The organism is Halomonas sp. BC04, assembly GCF_000568385.1.
The window spans coordinates 1-10,110 of the sequence record NZ_AZQX01000091.1 but is presented as its reverse complement, the minus strand read 5'-3'; the positions used below and the strand labels follow the sequence as shown (position 1 = coordinate 10,110).

Annotated in this window: 8 protein-coding genes and 3 pseudogenes; 3 read left to right on the top strand and 8 right to left on the bottom strand. The window is 64.9% G+C overall.

Annotated features, from left to right (window positions below):
- Positions 1–64: 64 nt before the first annotated feature.
- Complete coding sequence (locus Q427_RS06875; protein ID WP_043512280.1) at positions 65–730, bottom strand: SurA N-terminal domain-containing protein; 666 nt, start codon at positions 728–730, stop codon at positions 65–67.
- A gap of 51 nt (positions 731–781) precedes the next feature.
- Positions 782–3,216: pseudogene (locus Q427_RS06870) on the bottom strand (LPS-assembly protein LptD).
- A gap of 134 nt (positions 3,217–3,350) precedes the next feature.
- On the opposite strand from Q427_RS06870, the gene Q427_RS06865 reads away from it, so the two are divergent.
- The 3 genes and pseudogenes from Q427_RS06865 to Q427_RS06855 all read left to right on the top strand — a co-directional run bounded on the left by Q427_RS06865 (position 3,351) and on the right by Q427_RS06855 (position 5,552).
- The gene (locus Q427_RS06865) at positions 3,351–4,400 is read left to right on the top strand and encodes an aminoglycoside phosphotransferase family protein (protein WP_043512277.1); all 1,050 of its coding nucleotides are present in this window, start codon (positions 3,351–3,353) and stop codon (positions 4,398–4,400) included.
- A pseudogene (gene murU / locus Q427_RS06860) lies at positions 4,397–5,067 on the top strand (N-acetylmuramate alpha-1-phosphate uridylyltransferase MurU). Before Q427_RS06865 ends, murU begins: the two are co-directional and overlap by 4 nt.
- Before the next feature lie 65 nt (positions 5,068–5,132).
- Positions 5,133–5,552 (top strand): OsmC family protein, encoded by a 420-nt coding sequence (locus Q427_RS06855; protein ID WP_043512275.1) that lies wholly within the window; start codon positions 5,133–5,135, stop codon positions 5,550–5,552.
- Between the two features lie 54 nt (positions 5,553–5,606).
- On the opposite strand, the gene coq7 is transcribed toward Q427_RS06855, so the two are convergent.
- From coq7 to phaR, 6 genes and pseudogenes are all read right to left on the bottom strand, one after another.
- Positions 5,607–6,251 (bottom strand): 2-polyprenyl-3-methyl-6-methoxy-1,4-benzoquinone monooxygenase, encoded by a 645-nt coding sequence (coq7, locus tag Q427_RS06850; RefSeq protein WP_043512274.1) that lies wholly within the window; start codon positions 6,249–6,251, stop codon positions 5,607–5,609.
- A gap of 173 nt (positions 6,252–6,424) precedes the next feature.
- Positions 6,425–6,765: pseudogene (locus Q427_RS06845) on the bottom strand (histidine triad nucleotide-binding protein).
- Positions 6,766–6,808: 43 nt separating this feature from the next.
- A complete protein-coding gene (locus Q427_RS06840) occupies positions 6,809–7,681 on the bottom strand; it encodes a phosphoribulokinase (RefSeq protein WP_043512273.1) in 873 nt (290 codons plus the stop codon).
- A 54-nt stretch (positions 7,682–7,735) separates the two neighbouring features.
- Positions 7,736–8,119 carry an acyl-CoA thioesterase gene (locus Q427_RS29835; protein WP_231613494.1) on the bottom strand — a complete coding sequence of 128 codons (384 nt, stop codon included), beginning with the start codon at positions 8,117–8,119 and terminating at the stop codon, positions 7,736–7,738.
- Positions 8,120–8,164: 45 nt separating this feature from the next.
- Positions 8,165–9,460: a phosphoribosylamine--glycine ligase gene (gene purD, locus Q427_RS06835; protein WP_043512271.1), complete on the bottom strand. Its 1,296-nt coding sequence runs from the start codon at positions 9,458–9,460 to the stop codon at positions 8,165–8,167.
- Between the two features lie 137 nt (positions 9,461–9,597).
- Positions 9,598–10,089 (bottom strand): polyhydroxyalkanoate synthesis repressor PhaR, encoded by a 492-nt coding sequence (phaR, locus tag Q427_RS06830; protein ID WP_043512282.1) that lies wholly within the window; start codon positions 10,087–10,089, stop codon positions 9,598–9,600.
- Positions 10,090–10,110 lie beyond the last annotated feature (21 nt).

Here is a 10,110-nt window from a genome sequence, read left to right as displayed (position 1 = left end):
GGCCCGATACCGGAAGGCTCCCCGGTGGTCAAAGCCAGCACAGGCGCCTGGTCCGCCGCTGCCATCAGCGGGAGTTGGACAGGCGATTGTCGACGAATGCCTCGGCGCGAATCTCCTGGATCCAGGCATCCAGGGCCTCTTCGGCCTTCTGCTGGAAGACCATCTGGCGCGCCTGGTCACGGCTCACACCACCGCCCCGCTGCTCGATGAAGCGTTCCACTTCACGCTCGCTGACGCTGACCCTTGAGCCTACCTGGCGCTGGTGGAGTTCGCGCATCAGCATCTCACGGCGGATCTCCTCACGCACGGCGGCCATGGTCAGGCCGTCGGCCTCCAGGGCATCGGCGAACTGCTCGAGCGTAATGCCGTTGCTTTCGGCAATGGCCCGCATCTGTCGGTTGAGTTCGGTGTCGTCGACACTGAGCCCGGCGCTCCTCGCCTTCTGCAGCTGGATCTCCTCGATGATGATGTTCTCGAGCACCTGCTCACGCAGCATCGATTCAGGGGGCAATCCCTGTCCCTGGCCTGATACCTGGCTGCGAACCAGCTCCACCCGATCGGTCAGTTCGCTCTCCATGATGGCGTGCTGATTGACCACTGCCACGATGCGGTCCAGCGACTGGCGCTCCACCGGCTGAAAACTCTGGGCCTGGGCGGTAAGCGACACGGCGCCGAGGCACAGGGCCAGCGCCAGGGTCGCGCCCAGGGTGGCGATTCGCGGGATGCGCATAACGTTCTTTCCTCTCATGGTGTCTCTGATAGAAAACCTGCTTGGGCCACCTCAAAACGCGGTGGCACGATAACCCGGCACGGCCTGTTCGAAATAGTCGCCGGCGTCGCCGCCGACACCACCCAGCCCCTTCAGCACGAAGCGCAGGAATATCCCATGCTCGGTGACATCATTATCGATCCGTGCGGTGCCACTGTCATCGATCCAGCGGCGCCAGACCAGCTGCAGACCATAGCAGCAGTCGTTCCACTGCACACCCGCCAACTGGTCCAGAAAGCGGTCATTGGTGTAGTCGTACAACGCGCGACCGATCAGGTCCACCCGCGGTGATGTCTTCCAGGCAAACGATAGGTCGAACTCCTCACGGTCGAAGTCACGGAACTCGTCATCGTCGGGCTCCACCGAAGGTCGAAGCCTTGGAGTTCCCAGCGATAGCCAAGGTTCAATACGTGCCCGGCATCGGCTCGATACTGCAGATAGGCCGAGCTCCGCTCGGTACGCTGCTGCCGGTCGTCGTAGATCCACTCCAGGCGGCTGCGCCAATGATCGTCGATCTGCCAATCGAGCCGAGAGATCAGCGAGGAACGATCCCGCGTGGCGTTGTAGAAGCGTTCGAAGTCCGACTCGGGTGGCAGCGTGCCGGGGTCGCCATCCAGGTCGATGTTGCGATCATCGAAGTAGAACGCCTGGCCCACACCAAACGAAAGGCGCTCGCGGCCACCAGCGTCTTCCAGCAGGCGTGACTCGAAGCCCACCGACAGTCGATTGAGGTCACCGACCCGGTCGGAGCCGGAGAAACGATGGGGCGACCAGAGCTGGTTCCAGGAGAATGCGCGCTCGCTGGTATCGAAGTCGGGGAACTCGCGCTGGTCCCTGGCCGGTACGTAGGCATAGTTGAGCCTGGGCTCCAGGGTATGGCGATAGTCGCGACCGCCGAGTTCCAGTTCCCGCTCGAAGACCAGCCCGCCCTCGATCGACGACACAGGCACGGCCCGCTGCAGCGAGGTATCCCGGTCGGTATCGCGCTGCCCATAGTCGAGGGCATAGGCGGTATAGAGCCACTCGACCCTGGGCTCGAGATAGCCCCAGCTCTCATCGAAGCGCCAGCCCGTCGCCGGGGAGAGGTGAAGCCGGCTGCCCACCGCCGCCTCACGCTCCCGCGGAATGGCCACTTCGTTCACGTCACGCCAGAAGTAGGTGAGGTTTGAGCGCCACTGCTGATAGAAGCCCCCCTCCTGGGTGAAGCGAGCGTTCGCCGTCAGGCTGGGAAGCCGATAGAACGGCTTGTCACGCTCCCGCAGCGGATCGTCCAGCCGCTGAAACCCTTCGGCCCGGGCATCGAATTGCCAGACGTCGCCAAGATGCTGCAAACGGGCCAGGCGGTGCATGTTGGAGGGGTCATCGCCGAAGATGCTGCCATAGTCGTCGAAGTAACGGCCGTCGCTGGCGCCACCGTAGCGCAGGTCATAGCGGTTGCGCTGGTCGAAGTATCCGGAATGCCGATAGTCGATATACCAGCGATCCTCGCCCTCGAAGCGGCGCGAGGCGGCGTTGGGGTCGTCGCTGGAGCCGCCACCGTCGCTGGACAGAAAGGCACCTTCGACCTGGCCGACATCCGACGGGAACAGATAACGGTACTCGCCCCCCAGCAGCAATCCGCGGTCGGTGATCAGGCGCGGGGTCAGAGTGGCGTCGTGATTGGGCGCGATATTCCAGTAGAACGGCTGGGCATAGTCCAGGGCACCGCCCGAAACGCCGATCTCCGGCCAGAGGAAGCCGGTATGGCGACGATCATCGATGGGAAAGCGTACCCAGGGCCAGTAGAAGACCGGCACCTGCCCCATCTCCAGTCGGGCGTGGCGGGCGGTGCCGAAGCCCGTCTCGCGGTCGAGCACCAGATCGCCGGTCACCAGGCGCCACATCTCGTCGCCCGGGTCGCAGGTAGTGAAGTTTGCCGTGGTCAGGCGATAGCGGCCATCTTCCTGGCGCGCGAGCTGCAGCGCATTGCCGCGCAGGCGCTGGTCGTGGATGACGTAGTGGGCCGAATCGATATGGGCTGCATCGCTGACCAGCGAGACCTCCGCCGCCTCGCCCCGCACCAGCAGGTTCCGGTCGCGTAACGCCAGCGGCCCCTCGGCAAACGCCAGCTCCCGCGAAGCGGGAACACTGACCTGGGGGGACTCCAGCTGGCTATCGCCTCGCCGAAGGATGACTTCACCGCCCAGGATCGTCTCGCCCTCCTCGCCATAGTAGGCGCTATCGGATTCGGTACGCACCTGCTGCGGGTCATCTGCCGCCGGCAAGCGATACTCGGGCATCACATAGGTCCCACGGCACAGCGCCCCTACCGGGCGATCGTCGCCCCAGGCGTGCCAATCGAGCTGAGCGGCCGGCAAGGGCTCCAGCGCCACCGCCGACAGAGCGCCATAGGTCAGGCCGTATGTGATCAGGCCAGCGAGCGCTGCCCCTGCTTGTCCCTTGCCCATGATCCACGATGTCCTTGCCGGAGAGAATCGGTATTATACAGACCGTATCCAGCCTGTCGTATGTGATTGAGCGAGCATGCGGCGGTGCCCGACGGGCGTCAACCGGCACCGCCCGACATCAGCGAGGAGCCCGCATGCCCCAGGCCGACACCGCGAAGCGATTCGACGCCCTGCGCCGCTGGGCGGCAGAGAACCACCACCTTCCCATCGATGCCTGCGACTTGCAGCTGGCCGCAGGCGACGCCAGTTTTCGACGCTACTTCCGCCTACGCCTGCCCGACGGTACCACGCGGATGCTGATGGATGCCCCCACCCCGCAGGAGGACAGCCGTCCCTTCGCCGACATCGCCCGGCGCTGGCAAGCCGCCGGCCTGCCGGTGCCTGGCCTGCATGCCCTCGACCTGGAAGAGGGCTTCATCGAACTCGATGACCTGGGCGACGAGCCGCTTCAGGTACGCTTCCATGGCGACGCCGAGCCCGACACCCTGGCCTGGCACGACCGCGCCCTCGCGCTGGTCCATGAACTCCAGAACCGGGCAGGCCCCCACGACCTGCCGGCCTACGATGCCGCCCTGCTGGGGCGGGAGCTGGCACTCTTCCCCGAGTGGTGCCTGGGAGAGTGGCTCGGCATGACGGAACTACCACCCGGCTGGAACACGCTGTGCGAGGCGCTGATCGATTCCGCCCTGGCCCAGCCGGTGGTCACGGTTCACCGGGATTTCGACGCCATGAACCTGATGGTCCACCGGGAAGGCCTCTATCTGATCGACTTCCAGGACGCAGTGGCCGGCCCCATCAGCTATGACCCGATCTCGCTGCTGCGCGGCCGGTACTGCCGTTTCCCGCCGGAGCGATTCGCCGCCTGGATCGAGGCCTTCCGCCTGCAGGCGATCGCCGACGGGCGCCTTTCCAGCGCCACCACGACCGAGACATTCCTGCACCAGGCGCAGGCCATGGCGGCCCAGCGGGCGCTCAAGGTGTTGGGTATCTTCTGCCGCCTGACACTGCGCGACGGGCGTGAGGGTTACCTGCAGCGCCTGCCCCACTTCCTTGGTCACCTTGAGGAGAGCCTGGCAGGACTGCCCGATCACGAGGCGTTTCGCGACTGGCTCACGACCACCTTCCGCCCCCTGCTGGAAGCGCGACTCATGGCCTCGGGCATCGATCCCGGAGCCCGGTCATGAAAGCGATGATCCTGCCGCCGGGCTCGGCACGCGCATGCGGCCGCTCACGGACCACTGCCCCAAGCCACTGCTACCGGTGGCCGGCAAGCCGCTCATCGTCCATCACCTGGAGCGCCTGGCAGCGGCCGGCATCCGCGAGGTGGTGATCAATGTCAGCTACCGGGCCGAGCAGATCATCGAGGCCCTGGGTGATGGCTCGGCCTTCGATGTCGCCATCGCCTGGAGCCGGGAGGAGACCCCGCTGGAGACCGGCGGCGGCATTCACCGGGCGCTGCCGCTGCTGGGCGAGTCGCCCTTCCTGCTGGTCAACGGCGACATCTGGTGCGACCTGGACCCGGCCGGCCTGCCCGCCCTGGGTGGCGACCTCGCCCACCTGGTGCTGGTCGACAACCCGGAGCATCATCCGCGAGGCGATTTCCACCTGACTCCCGAAGGGCGCGTCCACGACCAGGGTGAACCCCGGCTGACCTTCGCCGGCATCAGCCTGATCGACCCGGCCCTGGTGGTCGACAATGAGCCCGGCGCCTTCGCCCTGGCCCCGCTGCTGCGCCAGGCAATGGCCGCCGGCCGCATCGGCGGCAGCCATCATCGCGGCGCCTGGATCGATGTGGGCACCCCGGAGCGACTCGCCCGTCTGGATCATCAGCTGCGCTGCCTGCAGGGCTGAGCCGCACCCCACCGAATGATATGCTGCTCCCATCGTCATCCCACTTCTCGACAGGAACCCTTGCCATGAAAGCCAGCGTGAAATGGACAGACGGTCGCCAGTTCGTGACCGAATCCGGCAGCGGCCACAGCGTGGTCATTGATGGCCCCCCCGACCATGGAGGCCGCAACACCGGGCCTCGCCCCATGGAGATGCTGCTGATGGGCATGGGGGCCTGCGCCTCCTTCGACGTGCTGGAGATCCTCGACAAGTCCCGCGCCGCCGTCACCGACTGCGTGGCCCAGGTCGAGGCCGAGCGCGCCGACGCCGTGCCGGCGGTCTTCACCAGGATTCACATCCACTTCACCGTGGCGGGCCATGACCTCAAGGAGAGCCAGGTCAAGCGTGCCGTGGAGCTCTCCGCCGAGAAGTACTGCAGCGCTTCGATCATGCTGGCCAAGGGCGGCGTCGATATCACCCACTCCTATACCATTGTGGATGGCTGAAGACGCCATTCTCTCCATGGCCAGGAGCGTCACGGCCAGTTGCCGGGCAGGCGCTCAGATCCGATAGACGCTCTTGGTCATCACCTTCGACATCAGCGACATGCCGAACTTCACCGGCGCAGGGAAGCGGGCACCACCGGCTTCCAGTGCCAGTTGGGCATGGTGCGCCTCGTCGATGGCCATCTGGCGCAGCACGGCCCGGGAGCGGTGATCGCCCGGCGGCAGGGTCTGCAGGTGCTCGTTCAGATGCTTGCCCACCTGCTCCTCGGTCGCCGCCACGAAGCCGAGGCTGACGCGATCGCCCACCGCGCCCGCCACGGCGCCCAGCCCGAAGGAAGCGGCATAGAACAGCGGGTTGAGCAGGCTGGTGCGGCCGCCCAGCTCCTGCAAGCGCTCGTCGCACCAGGCCAGGTGATCGATCTCCTCCTGGGCCGAATGCTCCATCTGCTCACGCACCTCGGGCAGCTTGGCGGTGCACCCCTGTCCCTGGTAGAGCGCCTGGGCACACACCTCGCCGGTATGATTGACACGCATCAGCCCCGCCGCATGGCGACGCTCATCCAGCGTCATGGGGTCATCGTCGATATCCGCGGTGACCGGGGAGGGACGCGACGCGCGTGCGGCGTGGGGCACCAGGGTGCGCAGTACGGTATCGAACTGGTGGATCAGCGTATCGGCATGGGTCAGCTTGCGGCTCATGGCACCCTCGTTTCAGCACAGACGAATCAAACCACTGGCCCAACCGAGCCGTCATCGCCCGGAAGTGCCGACTGTCGACCACCGCAAACGCCACCCTGGCGGGTGGCGTTTGCGGGTATGCACCTGATGCGTCGCACGCCTCGACGCGCGCGATTGTCATCGCAGGGCGCCGGCTAGCCAGCCGGCCAAGTAAAGCGTCGACCGCCCATCAGGTGCATATGAATATGATAGACCGTTTGCCCGCCCTGGTCATTGCAGTTCATTACCACACGATACCCATCCTCGGCGAAGCCACGCTCCTTCGCCAGCCGTGCCGCGGTGTACTGCAGCCGGCCGATCAGGCCAGGTCGGTCTCCTCGATATCGTTCAAGGTGGCGATATGCTGCTTGGGAATGATCAGGATGTGGGTGGGCGCCTGGGGGTTGATGTCGTTGAACGCCAGGACATGCTCGTCCTCGAAGACGATATCGGCGGGAATCTCGCGCTGGATGATCTTGCAAAATAAGCAGTCCATCGATGTCATGCTCCTGTCGTCGTGAAGGGGAGAGCCACGCGGCTCATCGAAAGCGCCGCTGGGCAAGCAGGTGGCGCACCAGAGGCGCCAGTATCAGTTCGATGGCCAGCGACATCCTGGCGCCGGGTACGACCAGGGTGTGCGGACGACTCATGAAGGCGTCCTGGATCATTGCCAGCAGCCACGGGAAGTCCACGGTGGAGGGGTCGCGGAAACGGATCACCACAAAGGACTCCGCGTCGTTGGGGATATCCTGCACCTCGAAGGGGTTGGAGGTATCCACCGTGGGCACGCGCTGGAAGTTGATATGGGTACGGGAGAACTGCGGCTGGATGTAGCGCACGTAGTCGCCCATGCGGCCCAGGATGGTATCGATCACCGCCTCCTGGGAGTAGCCGCGCATCTTGATGTCGCGATCGATCTTCTGGATCCACTCCAGGTTCATGGTCGGCGCCACACCCACCAGCAGGTCCACGTGCCGGGCAATATCATGCTCGGCGGTCACCAGGCCACCATGCAGTCCTTCGTAGAAGAGCAGGTCGGTACCACAGGGCAGCGGCTGCCACTCGGTGAAGGTGCCGACCCGATAGCCGGCCTCGATCATCTGCTTGTCTTCGGCATGGATGTAGTGACGAAAGGTCCCGGTACCATGCTCGCCATACTCCAGGAAGAGCGTCTCGAGCCGGTCCAGCAGGTTGGCTTCCACGGCAAAGTGGGACAGCTCGTCCTTGCGTTCGGGCTCTTCCCGGAAGATACGCGCCAGCTCGTCCCGGGTGTAGCGGTGAAAGGCATCGCCATCGACGATGGCCGCATGCACGTCCTCCCTGGCGAACATCCGCTCGAAGGTTCGCTTTACCGTCGTCGTGCCGGCCCCTGAGGAGCCGGTCACGGCTATGATCGGATACTCGCGCGACATCAGGCGCTCTCCGCCCCGGTGATGGCCTGGTTGACGGCATCGGGTATCGCGACGCTACGCCCCAGGGCAGGGTCGACCAGCACAAGGTTGAGGCGAGCGGTAGCCACCGGCCGTCCGCCTTCGGCATGGCAAATGCGATGATAGACGACGATTGCCTTGCCGGTCGGCGCCGGATGGCAGTCTCCACCACCAGGCGTCGGGCCAGCGCGCTTCGGACTGATATTGCACGGCCAGGTCGGCCACCACGCTGGGATATCCGCCCATGTCCCATTCAGTGAGCCCGAGTGCGCCGAACGCCTGAATTCGCGCTTCGTGGAGCAGCGATATCAGGGTGTCATGGCCAAGATGACGGCCATAGTTCATGTCGGTAATGCGCACCGACAATGGCTGACGGTGCACGATAGCCGCTTCGGGAAATTCCAGCTTGATGCGGTCCATCCTCACTCCTGCTTGTTGTTGTCGGTCAGTACAGACTCGCGGCGATCATCCTGCCTGCTGCTCACGGGCAATCGCCCGGTGTGCAATATCGCGGCGATAGTGGATATCGGGCCAGCGAATGGCGTCAACGCCCTCATAGGCCAGGTCTCGCGCCCGGGACACGCCCTCGCCCAGGGCCGTGACACAGAGTACACGCCCACCGGCGGTGACCACCTGCCCCTGGTCGTTGTCGGCGGTGCCGGCATGGAACACCTTGCAGCCGGTGCCTTCCGCCGCGTCGAGCCCCTCGATGACATCGCCCTTGCGGTAGTCGTCCGGGTAGCCACCGGCAGCCAGCACCACCCCTACAGCGGCACGGCTGTCCCAGTCGCAGGTCTGCCCCGCCAACTCCCCGCTCGCCCCGGCCAGGCAGAGCTCGGCCAGGTCGGACTGCAGGCGCAGCATGATCGGCTGGGTTTCCGGGTCGCCAAAGCGACAGTTGTATTCGATGACTCTGGGGTTGCCTTCGGCATCGATCATCAGCCCCGCATAGAGAAAACCGCTGTAGGGATGCCCCTCCGCCGCCATACCGTGCACCGTCGGCATGATCACCTCTTGCATGATCCGCTCATATACCGCCTCGGTCACCACCGGCGCCGGCGAGTAGGCACCCATGCCACCGGTATTGGGCCCTTCGTCGCCATCCAGCGCCCGCTTGTGGTCCTGGCTGGTGGCCATGGGTAGTACGTTCTTGCCATCGACCATGACGATGAAACTTGCCTCCTCCCCCTCGAGGAACTCCTCGATCACCACCCGGGCCCCGGCGTCGCCGAAGGCGTTGGCCTCCAGCATGTCTCGAACGGCCGTTTCCGCTTCCCCCAGGGTCATGGCGACGATGACACCCTTGCCCGCCGCCAGGCCATCTGCCTTGATCACGATGGGCGCGCCCTGCTCGGCCAGATAGCCAAGGGCAGGCTCGACCTCGGTGAAGGTCCGATAGGCGGCGGTAGGAATGGCGTGACGTGCCAGAAAGTCCTTGGTGAAGGACTTCGACCCCTCCAGCTGGGCCGCTCCGGCGGTAGGACCGAAAATAGCCAGCCCCGCCCCGCGAAAGCGATCGACGACGCCCGCGACCAGCGGTGCCTCCGGGCCGACAATGGTCAGGCCGATGGCTTCCTCTTCGGCAAACGCGACCAGCCCATCCAGGTCAGCCCCATCGATGGCGACATTGACCACGCCCGCCTCACGGGCAGTGCCGGCATTACCGGGCGCCACGAATACGCGTTCGACACGAGGCGATCGGGCGACCTTCCAGGCCAAGGCATGTTCGCGGCCACCGCCGCCGATGATCAGAACCTTCATCCGCTAGACTACCTATCTCTGACTGGGTGAAACCGGGCTTTGACGAGACCTGGCCGGACTGAAGCCAGGGCCTCGAAAAAAACGGGTGTGGAAACATCGCGGCATTATGTCAGAAAGCCACCGTCGACGCGCCCCACTCAGGACTTCTTGGGATCGTCGTCCTGCTCATCGGGCTTGCCATCATCATTGGCCTGATCATTGGCCTGACCCTGGCCGATGGTCTTCTGCCAGAAGCGCATGTTCTCTTCTGCCATCTCGCGCATCAGCTCCATGGGCGAATGGCGCATGGCCTGTTGCCACTGGTCCTTCATGCGTTTCTGCTGCTCGAGCATCAGCTGCGTGCCCTGCTCCAGGTAGCGAGCCAGGGGGAGTGGCTGCGCCATGTCGTAGACGCGGATGAACTGGGCCAGCAGGTCGTTGGAGAAAACTTCAGAGTCACCATCCGCCTGCTCCTGCTCGATGATGATCGACAGCAGGATGGTGCGGGTCAGGTCCTCACCGCTCTTGGCGTCCTCGACCCGGAACGGCTCTTCGTCGAGGATCAGGCGACGCAGGTCCTCGAGCGTCACATAGCGGCTCTGTTGGGTATCATAGAGCCTACGGTTGGCATACTTGCGAATCACGCGCACGGTGGCACTCCTTGTCATGAA